General features: G+C 73.7%; 19 protein-coding genes. 18 read left to right on the top strand and 1 reads right to left on the bottom strand.

The window, feature by feature from the left end; translation table 11 throughout:
- The first annotated feature begins 309 nt into the window (after positions 1-309).
- From NT8_RS05675 to NT8_RS05605, 15 genes are all read left to right on the top strand, one after another.
- Positions 310-1,617, top strand: a complete 1,308-nt coding sequence (locus NT8_RS05675; protein ID WP_067964986.1) for an ammonium transporter — start codon at positions 310-312, stop codon at positions 1,615-1,617.
- Between the two features lie 416 nt (positions 1,618-2,033).
- Positions 2,034-3,188 carry a LolA-like protein gene (locus NT8_RS05670; RefSeq protein WP_245646041.1) on the top strand — a complete coding sequence of 385 codons (1,155 nt, stop codon included), beginning with the start codon at positions 2,034-2,036 and terminating at the stop codon, positions 3,186-3,188.
- A gap of 96 nt (positions 3,189-3,284) precedes the next feature.
- Complete coding sequence (gene ffh / locus NT8_RS05665) at positions 3,285-4,886, top strand: signal recognition particle protein (RefSeq protein WP_067964983.1); 1,602 nt, start codon at positions 3,285-3,287, stop codon at positions 4,884-4,886.
- Between the two features lie 242 nt (positions 4,887-5,128).
- Positions 5,129-5,578 carry a 30S ribosomal protein S16 gene (rpsP, locus tag NT8_RS05660; RefSeq protein ID WP_067964981.1) on the top strand — a complete coding sequence of 150 codons (450 nt, stop codon included), beginning with the start codon at positions 5,129-5,131 and terminating at the stop codon, positions 5,576-5,578.
- Position 5,579: 1 nt separating this feature from the next.
- A complete protein-coding gene (locus NT8_RS05655) occupies positions 5,580-5,822 on the top strand; it encodes an RNA-binding protein (RefSeq protein WP_067964979.1) in 243 nt (80 codons plus the stop codon).
- An 88-nt stretch (positions 5,823-5,910) separates the two neighbouring features.
- Positions 5,911-6,423, top strand: a complete 513-nt coding sequence (gene rimM / locus NT8_RS05650; RefSeq protein ID WP_067964977.1) for a ribosome maturation factor RimM — start codon at positions 5,911-5,913, stop codon at positions 6,421-6,423.
- A gap of 41 nt (positions 6,424-6,464) precedes the next feature.
- Complete coding sequence (gene trmD / locus NT8_RS05645; protein ID WP_067964976.1) at positions 6,465-7,250, top strand: tRNA (guanosine(37)-N1)-methyltransferase TrmD; 786 nt, start codon at positions 6,465-6,467, stop codon at positions 7,248-7,250.
- 165 nt (positions 7,251-7,415) lie between these two features.
- Positions 7,416-7,775, top strand: coding sequence for a 50S ribosomal protein L19 (gene rplS / locus NT8_RS05640; protein ID WP_067964974.1), 360 nt, complete (start codon positions 7,416-7,418; stop codon positions 7,773-7,775).
- Between the two features lie 266 nt (positions 7,776-8,041).
- Positions 8,042-8,905, top strand: coding sequence for a signal peptidase I (lepB, locus tag NT8_RS05635; RefSeq protein WP_369406286.1), 864 nt, complete (start codon positions 8,042-8,044; stop codon positions 8,903-8,905).
- Between the two features lie 141 nt (positions 8,906-9,046).
- Positions 9,047-9,382 carry a DUF2469 domain-containing protein gene (locus NT8_RS05630; RefSeq protein WP_067964999.1) on the top strand — a complete coding sequence of 112 codons (336 nt, stop codon included), beginning with the start codon at positions 9,047-9,049 and terminating at the stop codon, positions 9,380-9,382.
- A 385-nt stretch (positions 9,383-9,767) separates the two neighbouring features.
- Positions 9,768-11,138, top strand: a complete 1,371-nt coding sequence (locus NT8_RS31435) for a YraN family protein (protein WP_369406285.1) — start codon at positions 9,768-9,770, stop codon at positions 11,136-11,138.
- A gap of 560 nt (positions 11,139-11,698) precedes the next feature.
- Positions 11,699-13,231: a YifB family Mg chelatase-like AAA ATPase gene (locus NT8_RS05620; RefSeq protein WP_067964970.1), complete on the top strand. Its 1,533-nt coding sequence runs from the start codon at positions 11,699-11,701 to the stop codon at positions 13,229-13,231.
- A 599-nt stretch (positions 13,232-13,830) separates the two neighbouring features.
- Positions 13,831-14,913, top strand: a complete 1,083-nt coding sequence (gene dprA, locus NT8_RS05615; protein ID WP_157515548.1) for a DNA-processing protein DprA — start codon at positions 13,831-13,833, stop codon at positions 14,911-14,913.
- Positions 14,914-15,088: 175 nt separating this feature from the next.
- Positions 15,089-15,496, top strand: coding sequence for a RidA family protein (locus NT8_RS05610; protein ID WP_067964968.1), 408 nt, complete (start codon positions 15,089-15,091; stop codon positions 15,494-15,496).
- Positions 15,493-16,428 carry a tyrosine recombinase XerC gene (locus NT8_RS05605; RefSeq protein ID WP_067964966.1) on the top strand — a complete coding sequence of 312 codons (936 nt, stop codon included), beginning with the start codon at positions 15,493-15,495 and terminating at the stop codon, positions 16,426-16,428. Before NT8_RS05610 ends, NT8_RS05605 begins: the two co-directional genes overlap by 4 nt.
- A 168-nt stretch (positions 16,429-16,596) precedes the next feature.
- Here NT8_RS05605 and NT8_RS05600 read toward each other — a convergent pair whose 3' ends face one another.
- Positions 16,597-17,232, bottom strand: a complete 636-nt coding sequence (locus NT8_RS05600) for a peptidoglycan DD-metalloendopeptidase family protein (protein ID WP_245646040.1) — start codon at positions 17,230-17,232, stop codon at positions 16,597-16,599.
- 385 nt (positions 17,233-17,617) lie between these two features.
- Between NT8_RS05600 and rpsB the strand changes: the two genes are divergently transcribed.
- The 3 genes from rpsB to pyrH all read left to right on the top strand — a co-directional run bounded on the left by rpsB (position 17,618) and on the right by pyrH (position 20,420).
- Positions 17,618-18,574: a 30S ribosomal protein S2 gene (gene rpsB, locus NT8_RS05595; protein WP_067964964.1), complete on the top strand. Its 957-nt coding sequence runs from the start codon at positions 17,618-17,620 to the stop codon at positions 18,572-18,574.
- Positions 18,575-18,676: 102 nt separating this feature from the next.
- On the top strand, positions 18,677-19,513 hold the full coding sequence (tsf, locus tag NT8_RS05590) for a translation elongation factor Ts (protein WP_067964962.1): 837 nt from the start codon (positions 18,677-18,679) through the stop codon (positions 19,511-19,513).
- Positions 19,514-19,694: 181 nt separating this feature from the next.
- Positions 19,695-20,420 (top strand): UMP kinase, encoded by a 726-nt coding sequence (gene pyrH, locus NT8_RS05585; RefSeq protein WP_067964960.1) that lies wholly within the window; start codon positions 19,695-19,697, stop codon positions 20,418-20,420.
- The last annotated feature ends 35 nt before the right edge of the window (positions 20,421-20,455 follow it).

The raw sequence follows: 20,455 nt of genomic DNA, 5'->3' as shown, positions 1-20,455 counted from the left end.
CGGGGGCGGCGGCGCATCGGCGCCGCCGCCCCCGCCCGCGTTCACGCCCGCCTCCGCCGCCCGCGTGCACCGCCCCCGCCGGGGCCGTTCCCACCCCGGACGCCCGCGCCGACCCTTCTGCGCGGTTGCGTCACCCTCGCGTAACACGCCGGACCATCTCTTCACGCCCGCGCAACACCGGTGGCCCCGACGGGAAACACGCCGGTACGAGGGTTGCCGTCGTGGTGATCTTCACCGGGCCCGACGACGTGCCCGCTGACCTCCCTCCCGATGACGCAATCCCCCGGCCCGACCCTGGAGGCGACGAACATGGACAGCGGAAACACCGCGTGGGTGCTCATCAGCGCCGCGCTGGTGATGTTGATGACACCGGGACTCGCGTTCTTCTACGGCGGCATGTCGCGGGCCAAGAGCGTGCTGAACATGATGCTGATGAGCTTCACCAGCATCGCGATCGTGAGCGTCCTGTGGGTGGTCGCCGGCTACTCCCTGACCTTCGGTGAGGGCTACGGCCCCCTCGCCCCCTTCCTCGGCGACCTCTCCTCCGCCGGACTGACCGACCTCATCGGCACCGGCGAGGGCATCCCCGACCTCGCGTTCGCCGGCTTCCAGATGATGTTCGCGGTCATCACCGTCGCCCTGATCAGCGGCGCCGTCGCCGACCGCGCCAAGTTCGGCGCGTGGCTGCTGTTCGTGCCGGTCTGGGCGCTGCTGGTGTACTTCCCCGTCGCCCACTGGGTCTGGAGCGGCACCGGCTGGATCTTCAACCTCGGCGTCATCGACTTCGCGGGCGGCACCGCGGTCCACATCAACGCGGGCATCGCGGCGCTCGCGCTCACCCTCGTCCTCGGCCGCCGCAAGGGCTTCGGCTCCGAGTCCATGCGCCCGCACAACCTGCCGTTCGTGCTGCTGGGCGCCGCGCTCCTGTGGTTCGGCTGGTTCGGGTTCAACGCCGGCTCCGGGCTGGCCGCCGACGGCACCGCCGCCCTGGCCTTCGTCAACACCCAGGTCGCCACCGCCGCCGCCACCGGCGCCTGGATGCTGGTCGAGCGCATCCGCTACGGCAAGGTGACCGCCCTCGGCTTCGCCTCCGGCGCCATCGCCGGCCTGGTCGCCATCACCCCGGCGGCCGCGTCGCTCACCCCGCTCGGCTCCATCGCGCTGGGGCTGGTCGCCGGCGGCGTCTGCGCCTACGCCATCAGCTGGAAGTTCCGCTTCAAGTACGACGACGCCCTCGACGTGGTCGGCATCCACCTGGTCGGCGGCATCATCGGCTCCCTCGCGATCGGGCTGCTCGCGGCCTCCACCGGCGCCTCCGTCACCGAGGACGACGGCCTGCTCTACGGCGGCGGCATCGGGCTGCTCGGCCTCCAGGCGGCCGCGGTCCTGGCGGTCCTGGCCTACTCCTTCGTCGTGACCTTCGTCATCGCCAAGGTCATCGACCTGGTCATGGGCTTCCGCATCCCCGAGCACGTCGAGACCAACGGCCTCGACCACGAGCTGCACTCCGAGACCGCCTACGCCTTCGACGAGCTGGACGAGATCGAGACCGCCGCGGAGCTTCCCTCGCCGACGCCTCCGGGCGAGGGCAAGGCCTCACAGCAGGTCGGGTCCTAGCGTCCCCAGCGTCGAGGGCGCGAGCCCGACCGCCACATGCGGTGAGGTGCACGAAGCCGGGGCCGGCGGGGGACTCCCCGCCGGCCCCGGCCGTCGTGCGCCCCGGGACGGCCCGCGGCGGCCGACTCCGGACGGCGGGCGTTTCGTGGGCGTTCGTTGACCCGGGGGCGCGAACACGTTCGGTACGCTGTCCGCATCGGAGGGCCGCGCACCCCACTCGGGGGACGCGCCGTCCGGCCGGTCCGGCCCTCCACGGGCGTCCGGGCCCGCTGCCACGCCGCGCGCGCCCGCCCCCGCCCATCCCGACCACACCCGTGTACCCCTTGGCCAAGGGGCCGCCAGGAGGCATGATGTCGCCGGTTCATCCCAGCAGGCGCCGACCGAGCCGACCGGTCAGGTTCGCGGCGGCAGCGGCCGTGCTCGCGCTCGGCACCGCCGGATGCTCGATCGACCTGAGCGACTGGCGCCCCGGCGGCGGGGGCGACGAGCCCTCCCCCTCCCCGACCCCGGTCGAGGCCGGCCCCCTGCTGGACACCGCGCTGGAGACCCTGGGCGCGGCGCCGGCCGTCTCCGTGCAGGGGCAGATCGCGGCCTCCGAGGAGGCCGCCGTCAGCGAGACCGCGCTCACCGTCACCGACGCCGGCGCCGCCCACGGCACCGTGCAGCAGAGCGAGAACGAGGCCGAGGTCCTCCAGGCCGACGGCCACCTCTTCGTCAACGCGCCCGACGAGTACTGGCTCGACCAGGACGTCGCCAACCCCGACACCGACCAGTACGCCGGCGCGTGGGTGCGGGTCACCGGCGCCCAGCTCGGCATCGACCCGGCCGCCGTGCTCACCCCCGCCTCCCTCGCCGAGATCCTGCGCGGCATGGCCCCCGACGGCGGCGACGCCGTGCTGGAGAACCTCGACGGCACCTCCGCCTACCGCGTCGACCTGGAGGGCGGCGAGCGCAACCGCGTCTGGATCGGCGAGGACAGCGGGCAGGTCATGCGCATCGAGATCGAGCGGCTCGCGCCCGAGGGCGCCGACTCCGGCCCGCGCACCCGGCTCGACTTCACCACCCCCGAGACCGCCGACATCGAGGGCGTCTACGACGACATCCTCGCGGCCGCCGAGGACGGCCTGGCCGGCTCCCGCGACGCCCGGCTGCCCGTCGACTGGGACGGCCAGCTCGACCTCAGCTGCGAGACCGGCGGCGCCTGCACCGTCACCGGCAAGGCCACCGACGCCTCCGGCTCCGGCGGCGACACCACGGTCCTGGTCCGCATGGACGCCACCCTCACCAACGAGGAGCTGGGCGAGCAGACCTGCGACGACACCGCCTCGCTCAAGGCGGGCGAGACCGCCGAACTCAGCTGCGGCGTCGACTACGACCTCGCGCCCAGCGCGGAGCCGCAGGAGTACGAGATCTCCGGCGACGCGCTGCTGTCCACCCGCGGCATCAGCGGCGACGCGCGCGAGGAGCTGATCAGCACCGTCGAGGACCAGCGCGAGGCCACCCTCAACCCGGAGGACGAGGCCTCGGCGTCGCCGTCCGGGTCGCCCTCGGCCAGCCCGTCCGGCAACTGACCGCACGTCCGGGGGCGGCCGCCGCCGGGGCGCGCGCCCCGCGCCCCGGCGGGTAACCTAGGAAGCCAAACCCGAGACGAAGGACTGGCCACACTCGTGTTCGAGACGCTTTCCGACCGGCTGACCTCGGTCTTCTCCTCGCTGCGCGGCAAAGGGCGACTGTCCGAAGAGGACATCAACACCACCGCGCGGGAGATCCGTCTCGCGCTGCTGGAGGCCGATGTCGCGCTCCCCGTCGTCCGCGACTTCATCACGCAGATCAAGGAGCGCTCCCGCGGCGAAGAGGTCTCCAAGGCGCTGAACCCGGCGCAGCAGGTCATCAAGATCGTCAACGAGGAGCTCGTCCGCGTCCTCGGCGGCGAGACCCGCGAGATCCGCTTCGCCAAGAACCCGCCCACCGTCATCATGCTGGCGGGTCTGCAAGGCGCCGGTAAGACCACGCTCGCGGGCAAGCTCGCCCGCTGGCTCACCGCGCAGCGCAACACCCCGCTGCTCGTCGCCGCCGACCTCCAGCGGCCCAACGCGGTCACCCAGCTCCAGGTCGTCGGCGAGCGCGCCGGCGCCCCGGTGTTCGCGCCCGAGCCCGGCAACGGGGTCGGCGACCCGGTCCAGGTCGCCCGCGACTCCATCGAGCACGCGCGGCGCAACAACCACAACGTGGTCATCATCGACACCGCGGGCCGCCTCGGCGTCGACACCGAGATGATGCGGCAGGCCGCCGACATCCGCGACGCCGTGTCGCCCGACGAGATCCTGTTCGTCGTCGACGCCATGATCGGCCAGGACGCGGTCAACACCGCGCAGGCGTTCCTCGACGGCGTCGGCTACGACGCGGTGGCGCTGACCAAGCTCGACGGCGACGCCCGCGGCGGCGCCGCGCTGTCGATCCGGCACCTCACCGGCCGGCCCATCATGTTCGCCTCCACCGGTGAGAAGCTGGACGAGTTCGACCTGTTCCACCCGGACCGGATGGCGTCGCGCATCCTCGACATGGGCGACGTGCTCACCCTGATCGAGCAGGCGCAGCGCACGTTCGAGGAGTCCGAGGTCGAGAAGATGGCCAGCACGCTGGCCTCCGACCAGGACTTCACCCTGGACGACTTCCTGCAGCAGATGGCGATGGTGCGCAAGCTCGGCCCCATCAGCAACCTGCTCGGCATGATGCCGGGCATGGGCCAGATGCGCGAGCAGATCAGCAACGTCGACGACAAGGACCTCGACCGGATCGCCGCCATCATCCAGTCGATGACCCCGGCCGAGCGCGCCAACCCGAAGGTGATCAACGGGTCCCGGCGGCTGCGCATCGCCAACGGTTCGGGCACCCAGGTCGGCGACGTCAGCGGGCTCGTCACCCGGTTCTTCGAGGCGCAGAAGATGATGCGCCAGATGAAGAACGGCGGCATGCCGGGGATGCCCGGCATGCCCGGGATGCCGGGCATGGGGGGCCGCAAGAAGGGCAAGGCCCAGCCCAAGAAGCTCAAGAAGGGCAAGCAGCGCAGCGGCAACCCGCTCAAGGCCAAGCAGCAGGAGGCCGAGCGCGCCGCCGAGCGCCAGCGGCGCCGCGAGGAGGGCGGCGACCAGCCCGCGCCGCAGCTGCCCCCCGGTCTCGGCGGCGGCGCCGGCGCGCCGCAGCTCCCGCCCGGCCTGGGCGGCGGGCGCATGCCCGACCTCTCGCAGTTCAAGCTGCCCAAGCAGTGAACCGCCCGCGGGGCGGCGCTCCCGGACACCGGGGGCGCCGCCCCGCGCGTTTCGAACCGCCGGTTCCGCGCGGACGCACGTCGCACGCCCGAACGTCTGGCACAATTGAGTGTTGACTAACGGTGCCGCGGGTCGGCCCTCTACCTCACCCGCGCACCTACGTCCCCGCCTCGGCGGCGCGCCGCAACCCCACGCGGCGAGGCTCCGGGCACCCGCACCGCAACTGGGAGAAGACCACACCCGTGGCTGTCAAGATCAAGCTCAAGCGTATGGGGAAGATCCGTACGCCGCAGTACCGCATCGTCATCGCCGACGCCCGCACCAAGCGCGACGGCAAGGCCATCGAGGAGATCGGCAAGTACCACCCCAAGGAGGAGCCGAGCTTCATCCAGGTCGACTCCGAGCGGGCGCAGCACTGGCTGTCCGTGGGGGCCCAGCCCACCGATGCGGTCAAGACCATCCTCAAGCGCACCGGCGACTGGCAGAAGTTCAAGGGCCTGCCCGCCCCGGCGCCGCTGAAGGTCGCCGAGCCCAAGGACAAGGAAGCCCAGGAGGCCGAGTTCCAGGCCGCCCTGAAGGAACTCGTCCTGCCCGACAACGAGGGCAAGGGCAAGGCGCGCAAGGCTGACAAGAAGGCCGACAAGGCGGAGAAGCCCGCCGAGGCCGCGGAGAAGCCCGAGGGCGAGGCCTGACGTGTTGGAAGAGGCGCTTGAGCACCTAGTTCGCGGAATCGTGGAGAATTCCGACGACGTCCAGGTGAGAGCCCGCCGGCTCCGCAAGGGCAAGGTGCTCGAAGTCCGGGTCCACCCCGATGACCTCGGGAAGGTGATCGGCCGCAACGGCCGGACCGCCAAGGCGCTGCGCACCGTCGTCGGTTCGCTCGCCGGCGGCCGCTACGTGCGCGTCGACCTCCTGGACCTGAACGAAGTGCGCTGATCCGCGCACTGGGGCGCCGGCCATCGGCCGGCGCCCCAGTGCCATGCCCGGCCGCCGAGCGGCCGGGCGTTCCACCATGAGGAGAACGATGCGTCTCGTTGTCGGCCGGGTCGGCCGCGCGCACGGCATCCGCGGCGAGGTCGCCGTCGACGTGCGCACCGACGACCCGACCGCGCGCTTCGCGGCGGGCGCGCGGCTGCTGACCGACCCCGCCTCCGCCGGGCCGCTCACCGTCAAGACGGTGCGCACCCACTCCGGCCGGCTGCTCGTGCGGTTCGCCGCCGTCGCCGACCGCGACGCCGCCGAGGCGCTGCGCGGCACCACCCTGCTCGTCGACTCCGCCGACATCCCGCCGGTGGACGACCCCGACGAGTTCCACGACCACGAGCTGATCGGCCTGCGCGCGGTCACCCCCGACGGCGCCGACATCGGTGTCGTCGCCGACGTCCTGCACAACGCCCAGGACGTCCTCGTCATCACCGGCACCTCGGGCGCCGAGGTGCTGGTCCCGTTCGTCCGGGCCCTGGTGCCCGACGTCGACCCCGGCGCGGGCCGCCTGGTGGTCGACCCCCCTCCCGGCCTGCTCGACCTCGGGAACTGACCCGCCCCGGGCCGCCCCGCCCTCCGGCCCTGGAAGAACCCATGCGCATCGACATCATCACCATCTTCCCCGACTACTTCGCGCCGCTGGAGCTGTCGCTCATCGGCCGGGCGCGCGCCTCCGGGCTGCTCGACATCCGCCTGCACGACCTGCGGTCGTGGACGCACGACCGGCACAACACCGTCGACGACACCCCCTACGGGGGCGGACCCGGCATGGTGATGAAGCCCGAGCCGTGGGGCGAGGCCCTGGACACCGTCACCGCGGGCGCCGACGCGGTGCCCCGCCTGGTCCTGCCCACCCCCAGCGGGGTGCCCTTCACCCAGCAGCGGGCCGACCGCCTCGCGGGGGAGCCGTGGCTGGTGTTCGCGTGCGGGCGCTACGAGGGCATCGACTCCCGGGTCGCCGCCGACGCCGCGCAGCGGATGCCGGTCGAGGAGCTGAGCATCGGCGACTACGTCCTGGCCGGCGGCGAGTCCGCCACCCTGGTCATGGTCGAGACCATCACCCGGCTGCTGCCGGGCGTGCTCGGCAACGCCGAGTCGGCGGTGCAGGACTCCTTCGCCTCCGGGTCCATGGCCCGCCTGGTCGAAGGGCCCGTCTACACCAAGCCGCCGGTCTGGCGCGGCCTGGAGGTGCCGCCGGTCCTGCTGTCGGGCAACCACGGCGCGGTCGACCGGTGGCGCCGCGACCAGGCCCTGCGCAGGACCGCCCGCAACCGCCCCGATCTGCTCCGGGACACCCCGGACGGCGAGTTCGACCGGCGTGACCGGGAGGTTCTGACCGAGGTCCGGGGGCAGAGCGGTACCGAACCTGTGGCAGACTAGACGAGTTGCCCCTGTCGTGCGTCTTGTTCCCGTGCCGTCCGTGGCCCTACGCCCACCGGCCCGAGGGGGACCCGCCAGGAGCACGCGAACCCGACCCCAGCAGATCCGCCCGCGCGAACCGCACTGTCCGTCGCCGCGGCGCGCAATCGATGAGGAACCGCTGAGATGCACACCGCTATCCAGGAGCTCGAGAAGGCCCAGCTCCGCTCCGACATTCCCGAGTTCCGCCCGGGCGACACGCTCAACGTCCACGTGCGCGTCACCGAGGGCAACCGCTCCCGCGTCCAGGTCTTCAAGGGTGTCGTGATCCGGCGGCAGGGCCCGGGGGCCCGCGAGACCTTCACCGTCCGCAAGATCAGCTACGGCGTCGGCGTCGAGCGCACCTTCCCGGTGCACACCCCGGCCCTGGAGAAGATCGAGGTCGTGGCCCGCGGCCGCGTCCGCCGCGCCAAGCTGTACTACCTGCGCAACCTGCGCGGCAAGGCCGCCCGCATCCGCGAGCGCCGCGAGCCCATCGCCCAGTAGCCGTGCCCCTTCCGCGTGTGCCTTTTCCGGCGCGCGGCGTCGTGCTCGGCTAGGCTTCGGTCCCGATGAGCTACGACGATCTGGACCCTCGTGAGGCCGGGTCCCGCGCTGATGGCGCGGCCCGGCCGGAACCGGGCGACCCGCCCGACGCCACCGGCTCCCCCATGCCCGATCATGGGGGAGCCGGTGGCGTCTCGGGGGCCGGTGCGGAAAAGGAGACCGTGACCCCGGATGATGCGGACGCAGCGAAGAACGCGGGGAAGCCGATGAGCGCGAAGAAGGAGTCGACGAGCGAGGGGTCGTCGGGGTCGTTCTGGAAGGAACTGCCCGCCCTCATCGCCATCGCGCTCGTCCTGGCCTTCGTCATCCAGACCTGGGTGATGCAGGCGTTCTACATCCCGTCGCAGTCGATGGAGAACACCCTCCTCATCGGCGACCGGGTGCTCGTCAACAAGCTCGTGTACCAGGTCCGCGACGTGCGGCGGGGCGACGTCGTCGTCTTCAACGGCAGCGGGTCGTGGGACGAGGAGAACGAGGTCACGGTCGAACCCCCCACGAACCCGGTGTCGCGCCTGTTCACCTGGGTGGGGCAGCGGTTCGGGGTGGCGCCGACCGGCAAGGACTACATCAAACGCGTCATCGGGGTGCCGGGCGACACCGTCGAGTGCTGCGACGAGCAGAACCGGCTGCTCGTCAACGGCGAACCCCTGGACGAGCCCTACCTGTACCCCGACAGCCTGGCCACCCACACCGAGTTCGGCCCGGTCGAGGTGCCCGCGGGCCGGCTCTGGGTCATGGGCGACCACCGCGAGATCTCCTACGACTCCCGGCTGCACCAGAACGACCCGGGCGGCGGCACCATCTCCATCGAGAGCGTCGAGGGCCGCGCCTTCGTCCTCGTGTGGCCGCTCGACCGCATCTCGACCCTGCCCATCCCGGACTCCTTCGAGGCCCTCGAATCCGCCTCCGGGCCGGACGGGGCGGCCCCGCCGGCCGAGGACGCCGCGCAGGGGGCGGCGGTCGCGCTCCCGTTCGCCCTGGGTGCGCTGGGCGCGGTGCCCGTTCACCGGTCCGGCCGCCGGGTAGTGGACCGGCTGCGTCGGTCCCGTGCCGGGACTTCCGCGGATTGACCACACGCGGTTGACACGTGCCGCATCATGGATGGCGGGGCGGGGCTCCCGTTCCGAGGCACGACACCGCGAGACCGAACACCGCAGGGGCGAAGGGAGCCGGGCCGGCGAGTCGGAGTGCACGACGAAAGCGAGCGCGAGATGAGTTCTGAGGACCTGGAGAAGTACGAGGCCGAGATGGAGCTGCAGCTCTATCGGGAGTACCGCGACGTCGTCGGCCTGTTCAGCTACGTGGTGGAGACCGAGCGCCGGTTCTACCTGACCAACCACGTGGACCTGCAGCCGCGCAGCACCGAGAACGGTGAGATGTACTTCGAGGTCACGATGGAGGACGCCTGGGTCTGGGACATGTACCGCCCGGCCCGGTTCGTCCGCAACGTGCGCGTGGTGACGTTCAAGGACGTCAACGTCGAGGAGATCACCAAGGCCGACCTGGAGGTCCCGGCCTCCGGCCAAGCGGGCGGCAAGCGCGACTGACCGCTCCACCCCCAGAGGGGGCGCCCCCACCCGGGGCCGCCCCCTCCGCCTTTCCCCCACCCCCCGCCCGGCCACGGCCCGGCCCCCTCCGCCTTCCCCCACCGACGACGAAGGACCCTCGTCCCCCGGCCACATCCGAGTCCGTCCCCCGTGTCTTCCGGCCGGCCCGATGGGCGGGCGGTGGCGGTAGCGGGTGGTGCTGAGGCGGCCCGGCGCCGCCGACGCCCGCAGTCGGGCGTCCGTCGGAGCGAGGTTGGGACGGGCGTGCGGACGGGTGGGAAGCGGCTCGCGGGCGCACCTCGGCACGGAGTTATCCACAGACGGAGAATTCGAGCTGCGCGAACCACCTCCGGTGACGCACCGTAGTACGTGGAGGTGATCGCACATGCTCGGTGCGTTCGAGCGCCGGTGGCCCGTCCTCGCGGGTCTCCGGTCGCCAGGGTCCACGATCCGCCGTTGGTGGTCCGGCATCCGCCGCCCCACCCACGGCGGTGCCAACCCCCCGCCCGTCCCGGCCGCGTCCATCCCTTCCCCGGTACCTCTCCGTCCTGCCCGTCCCACACCCCTGGGGCAGCCGGGAACCGGGGCCGATGATCGTCCGTCGGCGGTGGTCGGTATGCGACGGGGCGGCCGTCGACGCCCCTCTTCCCCGGTGGAGCCCTTGGGAGGCCCCGGTCCCGCAGTGGGGCGGCCCGACGGCCTCGGTGGGCACGCCGCCGGTCCGCGTCCGGAGGGCCCTACCTCGGCGGATGGATCCGGCGCCCATGCCGAGGGGGCGACCTGCGGGCCCCGTCGGCGCGGTTCGCGCACGGGCCGTGCCGGCACCGGCCCCGGATCCGGACGCGCCGGCACCGGACCGGGCTCCGGACGGGCGGGCACGGGGCCGGGCTCAGGCCGGACGGCCATCGGTCTGGGCACCGGGCGCGCGTCCCGCCGCCCGGCCGGTCCCGCCCGTGTCCGGCCCACCACCCCCACCCGGCCGGGCCTCCCCACCGGCCGCCCCACACGTCACCACCTGGGGGTGGTGCCCCGCGACGGCGGCGCCGACCATTCGGTCCCCCCGCGCGGCGACCACCCTCCCTCTGCCGGAGCCCCGCCCGGGGGCGACCAGCCGTCCGGGGGTCGGCGCGGGCCCGCCTCCCCTCACCAACAAGGGGGCGCGGCCGACCCGGACGGCCGGGGCCAAGGCACGCCCCGCACCGATCGGCACCGCCCCAACACTCCGCCCACGCATCCCGACGCCGGGCGGCCTGGTCCTGACCCCGCCCATCCGGTCCCGCCGGATGGCGGTCACCCACCCTCTGTCGGCCCCCCACACCTCGGCGACCAGCCATCCGGTGCTGAGCGCGGCCCCACCGCCCTGACCGCGCATCCCCATGCCGGGCGGCCTGATCCCGGTGCCGCCCGCCGGGCGCGCCTGGGCCGCCGGGGCGAGGCCGTCGCCGCAGCCCTCCTCCGCAAGGAGGGGCTGCGCATCCTCGCCCGCAACTGGCGCTGCGCAGAAGGCGAGATCGACATCGTGGCGCGCTGGGGCACCACCCTCGTCGTCACCGAGGTCAAGACCCGCACCTCCCTCCGCTTCGGCTCCCCGCTCGAAGCGGTCTCCGCCGCCAAGCTCGCCCGGCTGCGCCGCCTCGCCCACCGCTGGGCGGCCGAGACGGGCACGTCGTCCGCCCGGGTGCGCATCGACGTCGTCTCCGTCCTGGTCGCCGCCGACGGCCGCACCTTCGCCCGCCACCACCGAGGTGTCGCATGACCCCCCTCGACCTCGCCCCCGCCCACCCCACCAACCCCCCACCCGCCCCTGCCGCCACCGCCAACACGCCACCCGGCGCCCGGCAAGGCGTCCGTGTCGATCCGGTCGCCGGCCTTCTCCCAGGACGGCGTGCTGGATCCCGCCTGGCGCCGCCGGCGCCGCCGAGTGCCGGGGTCGCGCTCTCCTCGGCCCGTGTGGCCGGTGCCGGTGCGGCGGGTTCCGGACGCGGCGGGTCCCGGCGCGCGGGTCCTCAGGACTCCCGCGCCACCGGATCGGGGCGCCGACGGGCCGCCCCGGGCGAGCGGTCGGCAACGGTCGGCACCTCACCGGCGCCGGACACGTCCCGGCCGGGTGGCCACGGGATCGGCTCCACCGGGGTCGACGGTCGGGATCGCGAACGGGTGGACGGGCCCCCACCGGTCGGCGCGGCGGCGAGCAGCGGGCGTGCGCGCCTGGACGCGGAAGGGGCGCCCGGGAACAGCGGGCGTGCGGATTCGGGAGAGCGAAGGCCCGACAGGGACGGCGAACGCCGGCGCGGCGCCGGGGACGGAGGGGGAGCGATGGGGTTGGCGCGCACGCGCTCCGTGGCGCTGCTCGGCGTCGACGGACACACGGTCGAGGTCGAGGCGCACCTGGGCAGCGGCCCCGCCGGGCTGACCCTCGTCGGACTGCCCGACACCGCGCTGCGCGAGGCCCGCGACCGCATCCGCGCCGCCGTCGTCAACTCCGGGGAGTCCTGGCCCGAGGAGCACATCACCGTCAGCCTGTCACCGGCGAGCCTGCCCAAGCGCGGCAGCGGTTTCGACCTCGCGATCGCCACCGCCATCCTCGGTGCTCACGGGACCATCCCCGCGGAAGCCATCCACGGAGCCGTGTTCCTCGCCGAACTCGGCCTGGACGGGCGCACCCGCCCCGTCGACGGGGTGCTCCCCGCCGTGCTCGCCGCCGTCCGCGCGGGCCACACCTCCTTCGTCGTCACCCGCGGCAACGCGGCCGAGGCCCGGCTCGTGCCCGACGTCGAGGTGATCGACGTCGCCACCCTGGGCGAACTCCTCGCCCGCATCCGCGGCGACCCGGTCACCATCCCGTTCATCGACGACGAGCCGGAGCCCGGCCCGGGCACGTCGCGGCCCGCACGCCGCCCCGACCTCTCCGAGGTCCTCGGCCAACCGATCGCCCGCCGTGCCGTCGAGATCGCCGCGGCGGGCGCCCACCACCTGATGATGGTCGGCCCGCCCGGTACCGGGAAGAGCCTGCTGGCGGAGCGGCTGCCGACCGTCCTGCCGCCGCTCACCCGCGCTGAGTCGATCGAGGTCACCGCCGTCCACTCGGTCGCGGGCACCCTCCCCAAGAATGAACCCCTCATCACCCAGGCACCCTTCTGCGCCCCGCACCACACCGCCACACGCGCGGCCATCGTGGGCGGCGGCAGCAGTACCCGCCTCCGTCCGGGGTGCGTCTCGCTCGCCCACCGCGGAGCCCTCTTCCTCGACGAGGCGCCCGAGTTCGGGCGCGGAGTCCTCGACTCCCTGCGCCAACCCTTGGAGAGCGGCGAGGTCATCGTGTCGCGCTCGGCCGCCACCGTCTGCTTCCCCGCGCGCTTCCTGCTGGTCCTCGCCGCCAACCCCTGCCCCTGCGGGCGCTCCGGCAACGCCTGCACCTGCTCCTCACCGCAGCGCCGCCGCTACCTCGGCCGCCTCTCCGGCCCTCTCCTCGACCGGGTCGACCTCAAGGTCGAGCTCCATCCCGTCTCGCACGCCGAACTGCTCGCCGACCGGGCCTACGCCGAATCCTCCGCGACCGTGGCCGAACGCGTCGTCCAGGCCCGCGACCGCGCGTCCCGCCGCCTCGCCGCCACCCCGTGGACCACCAACGCCGAGATCCCCGGATCGGACCTGCGGCGCGACCATCCCGTCGACCCCGCCGCCCTGCGCATCCTCGGCGCCGCCCTCGAACGCGGCGAGATCAGCGCCCGAGGCGTCGACCGCACAATCCGACTGGCATGGACCCTGTGCGACCTGGCCGGACGCGACCGCCCCGGCATCGACGACACCGCCTTCGCCTTCGCCCTCTGGTCCGGACGCACCCCATGACCCCCACCGACCCGCCCCCGCCCACCGACCCGCCGGTGCCTGTCGACTCGGTTTCCCCCACCCCTCACGCAGCATCGCCCGCCGGCCCGTCCGCCAACGTCGTCCGCCGCCCCGATGCCGTCCCCCACGGGCGGGACGACCCCACCGCCGTTCCGCCATGCGGCGACTCGGCGCGACCCGCCGCCCCGGCGGCGTTCCCGACCGGCCCGGTGCCCTCCGTTCCGGTGCAACCGGACAGCCCGGCGGTCTCCTCCGTTCCGGTGCAAGAGGACGGCCCGGAGGTCTCCGGGGCTCCGCCCGGTCGCCCATCGGATTTCGGCGGGGCCCTGGGGCCGCGTGCGGATGCGGCGCCGGGGCGGGTGGTGTCGGCGGTGGGTGAGGTGGAGGCCCGCGCCGATCCTGGGTCGTTGTCCTCCGGCCTGCCGAGCGATCCGCCCGGTCGGCCGGCCTCGGCCGCCGAGCCCCCCTCGGTCGCGGACCCGGCCTCGGCCTCGGTCGCGTCCACCGTCCCGGTCGGGGGAGCGCCGGGGGACGGGAGCGTCTGCGAGGGGATCGCTCGGGCGTGCCTGACCGCTGTTGCGGACACCGGGGATCCGGCCATGGGGCGGCTGCTCGGTGCCCTCGGGGCGGTCGACCTCTGGCGGCGGCTCCGTGCCGCCGGGCCAGTGCCACCTCCACCCGACGGCGTCCGCCCCACCGCCTTCGCCGACCGGTGGGTCCGCTGGTGTGCCGCGGCCGCCCGCGTCGATCCGGACGCGCTCATGTCGGCGGCCGCCGACATCGGCACCCGCGTCGTCATCCCCGGCGACCCCGAATGGCCCGGCCGCCTGGACCAACTCGCCGATCGCCGCCCCTACGCCCTGTGGGTGCGCGGTGCCCACGACCTCCGCAACGCCTGCCTGCGCTCGGTCGCGATGGTGGGTTCACGCGCCGCCTCCGCCTACGGTCTGCACGTCGCGGGCGACCTCGCCTGCCACCTCGCCGAACGCGGCTACTCGGCCGTGTCGGGCGGCGCCTACGGTATCGACGCCGCGGCCCACCGCGGCGCGCTCGCCGGGGGCGCCCCCACCGTCGCCGTCCTCGCCTGCGGTCTCGACCTCGCCTACCCCCGGGGCAATGAGAGCCTGTTCGCCGACATCGCCGTCCGCGGCACGCTGGTCAGCGAGCACCCGCCCGGCACGACCCCCACTCGCCACGGGTTCCTGGTCCGCAACCGCGTCATCGCCGCCCTCACCCCCGGCACCGTCGTGGTCGAGGCCGGGCTGCGCAGCGGCGCGCTGAACACCGCGCGGCACGCCCATGACCTGTGCCGGGTCGTCATGGCCGTCCCCGGTCCCGTCACGTCCGCCCTCTCGGCCGGCTGCCACCGCCTGCTCCGCGAGTGGCGGGCGGCGTGCGTCACCGACGCCACCGACGTGGCCGAACAGGTCGGGCCGATCGGTGACGGCCTGCGTCCCGGTACCGCCACCGCGATGGCCGCCGACGCACTCGACCCCACGACCCGCCGCGTCCTCGACGCCGTCCCCGAACGCGGCGGTGCGGGTGCCGCCACCGTCGCCACGGCCACCGGTCTCGACCTCGACACCACCTTGGGCCGACTGGGCCTGCTCGCCGCCGGAGGGTTCATCGAGCGTGGCCGGACCGGTTGGCGTACCCGTCCGGGGTCCGTTCCTACGCGGTGACCGCTCTGCGACGGCCCCGGCCGCGCCCCGAGGTGTTCCGACTCGGGGCGCCCCCGGACGGCGCCCGGCCGATTCCGCACCGAGCGCATCCGCCGCCGCGCACCCCATGCCGGGGAGTGCGGATCGGGGCCGAAGTACAGGGGACGGGCGGGGGCGGCCTGGGTAGTGTTGCGGCATGGCGAGCAACTACAGCGACACCTTCCTGGCGGACGGCCCGCTCGTGTTCGTCTCCGGGCAGACCCCTCAGGCGCCCGACGGGAGTGTCGCCGACGGCGACGCCGTCGAGCAGACCCGTCAGGTCTTCCGCAACATCGCCGTCGCCCTGGAGCGGCACGGCGCCGATCTGCGGCACGTCGTCAAGCTCACCTACTACGTGCGCCACGTCGCCGACCTCCAGTCCGTCCGGCAGGTCCTCAACGAGTTCCTGGTGTTCCAGCCGCGCCCCGCCGCAACGCTCGTGGAGGTCAGCGGGCTGATCGACTCCCGATTCCTGATCGAGATCGACGCCATCGCCGCGCTGCCCCGCGCCTCTTCCGGAACAGCCGGACCGGGCGGCCCCTCCGGCACCTCCGGCGCCGCATGAGCGCAAGCCGCCCGGAACACGCCGACCTGCTCGCCGACTTCCGCCGCCACGTCGCGGTCGACAGGTCGCCCCACACCGTGCGCGCCTACCTGGCCGACGTGCGGGGCCTGCTCGACCACCTCGACGCCACCGGGCGCGCGGTCGCCGACCTCGACGTCACCGCGCTGCGCGGCTGGCTGTCCGCCCTGCACGACTCCGGGGCGTCCCGCGCCACCATCGCCCGCCGCATCGCCGCCGTCCGCGTCTTCACCGACCACCTGCACCGCACCGGTCGGCTCCCGCACGATCCCGGGCCGCACCTCGCCACGCCGAAGGCGCACCGCCCGCTGCCCACCGTGCTGGACGAGGCGCAGGCCGCCACCGCCCTCGCCCGCCCCGGCCCTGGCTCCGATACCGAGGGTTCGGAGGGTTCCGACCCCGACGATCCGGCGCTGCTGCGCCGCCACGCCGTGGTCGAGGTCCTGTACGCCACCGGGGTACGGGTGGCGGAACTCTGCGGCCTCGACATCGACGACGTCGACCGCGAACGCCGCACCGTGCGCGTGTGGGGCAAGGGCGGCCGGGAACGCGTGGTGCCGATCGGCGCCCCCGCGCTCGACGCCGTCGAGCGGTGGCTGCGCGGCGGCCGCCCGCGCTGGGCCACGGAGACCAGCGGCCCGGCGCTGTTCCTGGGGGCGCGCGGCGGCCGGCTGGGCCCGCGCTCGGCCCGCCGCGACGTGCACGCGCACATGGGCGCCGACGGCGACGGCCCCGACATCGCCCCGCACGGGCTGCGGCACAGCGCCGCCACCCACCTGCTCAACGGCGGCGCCGACCTGCGCAGCGTCCAGGAGATCCTCGGCCACGCGTCCCTGCGCAGCACGCAGATCTACACGCACGTCTCGATCGAGCGCCTGACGCGGACCTACAACCAGGCCCACCCCCGAGCGTGACGAGCTGCGACGCCGGTTCCAGGTGACGGACGCATCCGGAAGCGGCCCGCCTGAAGGCGGGCGCGGCCATGGCCGCCGACTGCGCCCCCACCCCGCCGCTCGCACCGCCGCCCGCCCCGTGGGCGCGGTCGGTCGGAGCGGCCGGAGTGGTCGGAGCAGCCACCCGAATCAGCGGCTGCGGGACGACGCCGCACGAGCGGGCGGCGCATGGTCGCGCGGCAGCGGCCCGTCGGAATCTGGCCGCGAGAGGGTGCCGGGGACACCTTCCGGGCCGCCGGCACGCGGAGGCCCGTAGAGGGGGAGCAGCCGGACGCCGCCGCGTCCGATGAGGGCCATGGGGTCGAGGTAGTCGCGGCCCCGCCGCAGCCCCCAGTGCAGGCAGATGCGGGTGCCGCAGTGCGGGGGATCGGCGACGACGGTGCCCAGGCGGTCTCCGGCCGCGACGGGGTCGCCCCGGGCCACCTCGGCCCGAACCGGCAGGTAGGTGGTGCGCAGATCCCCGTGGTCGACGCTGACGGTGCCCATGCCCGCCACCCGTCCCGCGAAGGCCACCACCCCGGCACCGGCCGCGCGGACGGCGGCGCCGGGCTCGGCGGCGAGGTCGACGCCTCGGTGCCCGGCCCGCCAGGGTTCGGGCGGCGGCGCGAACGCCCGTAGGACGACGGCCGGTCCGTCGAGCGGGGCACGCCACGGCCCGCCGCCGGGGCCGGGGCGCGCGACGGTGTCGCCGTACGCGGCGTCGGCGGGTGCCACGGCCAGGGACACGGCGAGCATCAGGGGCAGGAGCCGGACGATCTTCCACATACGTCCAGCGTGCGCGGCCGCCCGTCCCCGCGTCCACGCGAATTCCCCGCCTGTGGACGGATCGGGACCGTGGGCGTGCGGGGCGACGGGTGGACCCCGGGGTGGGCGGGACGTGTGGGGCGGTTGTGGGGTCGGGGGATAGGGGTCGGTGACGGGTGGGGTTCTTGACAGGTTTGGGCGGCGGTCGCTATGGCTTCGCCGACCCGCGATCACGGCTAGAATCTTCTGTGGCTCACGCGAGCCGACTACTACGCACGCCCTCGTGCTTCTCCACAGAAGGGCCGCTCTCACGGTCCGCACCGCCTCCGGTGGTGCGGCGGAGCGGCCGGGGCGTCAGGAACAACCGAGGCGGGCCCCGGCCCGCCGCACCAAGGAGGACCCGGTCATGGCCACAGTCGTGACGATCCGCCAGCTCCTCGAGAGCGGCGTCCACTTCGGGCACCAGACGCGGCGCTGGAACCCGAAGATGAAGCGCTTCATCTTCACCGAGCGCAACGGCATCTACATCATCGACCTGCAGAAGTCGCTGGCGTACATCGACCGCGCCTACGAGTTCGTCAAGGAGACGGTCGCCCACGGCGGCACCATCCTCTTCGTCGGCACCAAGAAGCAGGCGCAGGAGGCCATCGACGAGCAGGCCCGCCGCGTCGGCATGCCCTTCGTGAACCAGCGCTGGCTGGGCGGCATGCTCACCAACTTCTCGACCGTCCACAAGCGGCTCCAGCGGCTCAAGGAGCTGGAGGAGATCGACTTCGACGACGTCGCCGCCTCCGGTCTCACCAAGAAGGAGCTGCTGGGCCTTCGCCGCGAGAAGGAGAAGCTGGAGCGCACCCTCGGCGGTATCCGCGACATGTCCCGCGTGCCCAGCGCGGTGTGGATCGTGGACACCAAGAAGGAGCACATCGCGATCAGCGAGGCGCGCAAGCTGAACATCCCGGTGGTGGCGATCCTCGACACCAACTGCGACCCCGACGAGGTCGACTACCCGATCCCGGGCAACGACGACGCCATCCGCAGCGTCAGCCTGCTGACCCGCGTGGTCGCCGACGCGGTCGCCGACGGCCTCCTGGCCCGCTCCGGCGCCTCCGCCGGCGAGGAGAAGGCCGCCGACGAGCCCCTGGCCGAGTGGGAGCGCGAGCTGCTCGAGGGCAAGTCCGAGGACGCCGCCGCCGAGGCCCCGGCCGAGGACACCGCCACCGAGGCTCCGGCCGAGGAGGCCCCGGCCGCCGAGGGCGAGGCGCCCGCCGCCGAGGCGCAGGACGCCCCGGCCGAGGACGCCCCCGCCGAGGCTCCGGCCGAGGAGGCCCCGGCCGCCGACGCCGAGGCTCCGAAGGAAGCCTGAGCCGAAGGCCGTGTCCGGCCCTCCACGCGGGCGGCCCCGCCGCCCGCGTGGAGGGCCCCTTGGAGACCCCGTCGACCCACTTCTAGGGAATCAGAGAAGACTATGGCGAACTACACCGCCGCCGACGTCAAGAAGCTGCGCGACCTGACCGGTGCCGGCATGATGGCCTGCAAGAAGGCGCTCGAGGAGAACGACGGCGACTTCGACAAGGCCGTCGAGTTCCTGCGCGTCAAGGGCGCCAAGGACGTCGGTAAGCGCGCCGAGCGCACCACCGCCAACGGCCTGGTCGTCCTCAAGCAGGACGGCGACACCTCGGCCACCCTCGTCGAGATCAACTGCGAGACCGACTTCGTCGCCAAGAACGACAAGTTCCAGCAGCTCGCCGGTGAGATCGCCGACTTCGTCGCCCGCAGCGAGGCCGCCGACGTCGACGCCCTGCTCGCCAGCGAGTACGCCGACGGCAAGACCGTGCGCCAGGTCATCGAGGAGAACAGCGCCGTCATCGGCGAGAAGCTGGAGCTGCGCCGCTTCGCCCGCTTCGAGGGCGCCTACGTCGCCAGCTACATGCACAAGTCCGACCCGGACCTGCCCCCGACCATGGGCGTCCTGGTCGAGCTGGACAAGGCCGCCCCCGAGGTCGGCCGCGACCTCGCCCAGCAGATCGCCGCGCTCGCCCCCAAGTACGTGGGCAAGGACGACGTCCCCGCCGACATCGTCGAGAACGAGCGCCGCATCGCCGAGGCCACCGCCCGCGAGGAGGGCAAGCCCGAGCAGGCCCTGCCCAAGATCATCGAGGGCCGCGTCAACGGCTTCTTCAAGGACGCCACCCTGCTGGGGCAGCCGTTCGTGAAGGAGAACAAGAAGACGATCCAGAAGGTCGTGGACGAGGCCGGCGTCACCGTGCGTCGTTTCGTCCGCTTCAAGGTCGGGCAGTCGTAGACCTTTGACATGATGGAGGTGCCGGGGTAGGAGTACTCGCCCCGGCACCTTCGGTGGATAAGGCGCGGTTCCGCCCGGTCCCGGGTGGCGACCGCGCGCCGTTGTACCACTCGGGGGAACCAGAAGGAGGCCGAGCGCCGTGCCGGAGATCGAAGGTCATACCACCGCAGACGCCCCCGCCATGCATGATTCGAGCTGGCGTCGCGTCGTTCTCAAACTGTCGGGTGAAGCCTTCGCGGGAGGCGAGCAACTGGGCATCGACCCCGGAGTCGTCCAGTACGTCGCCGAGGCGGTCGCCTCGGCCGTATCGGAGGGCATCGAGGTCGCCGTCGTCGTGGGCGGCGGGAACATGTTCCGCGGCGCCGCCATGGCCGAGCGCGGCATGGAGCGCGGCCGCGCCGACTACATGGGCATGCTCGGCACCGTCATCAACTGCCTCGCCCTCCAGGACTTCCTGGAGCGCCTGGGCGTCGAGACCCGCGTGCAGACGGCCATCCACATGAGCCAGGTCGCCGAGGCGTACATCCCGCGCCGGGCCGTGCGCCACCTGGAGAAGGGCCGCGTGGTCATCTTCGGCGCCGGCCTGGGCGCCCCGTTCTTCTCGACCGACACCACGGCGGCGCAGCGCGCCCTGGAGATCGGCGCGCAGGCCGTCCTCAAGGGCACGCAGGTCGACGGGGTCTACGACTCCGACCCGCACCGCAACCCCAACGCGGTCCGGTTCGACCGGCTGGGCTACAACGAAGTGCTCACCCGCGGCCTCAAGGTCATGGACGCCACCGCGGTGAGCCTGTGCATGGACAACGGACTCCCGATCGTCGTCTTCGACCTCATGGGCCAGGGCAACATCGTCCGCGCCGTGCGGGGCGAGAAGATCGGCACGATCGTGGGCCCGACCGCCACCTGACGCGCGCACACCTCGGACAGACGGACCACTGCGAC

The sequence above is a fragment of the Nocardiopsis trehalosi NBRC 14201 genome, assembly GCF_001552555.1.
GTDB lineage: Bacteria > Actinomycetota > Actinomycetes > Streptosporangiales > Streptosporangiaceae > Nocardiopsis_B > Nocardiopsis_B trehalosi.
Note: the sequence above shows the minus strand (reverse complement) of the source record. Positions and strands in the feature narration are given on the sequence as shown.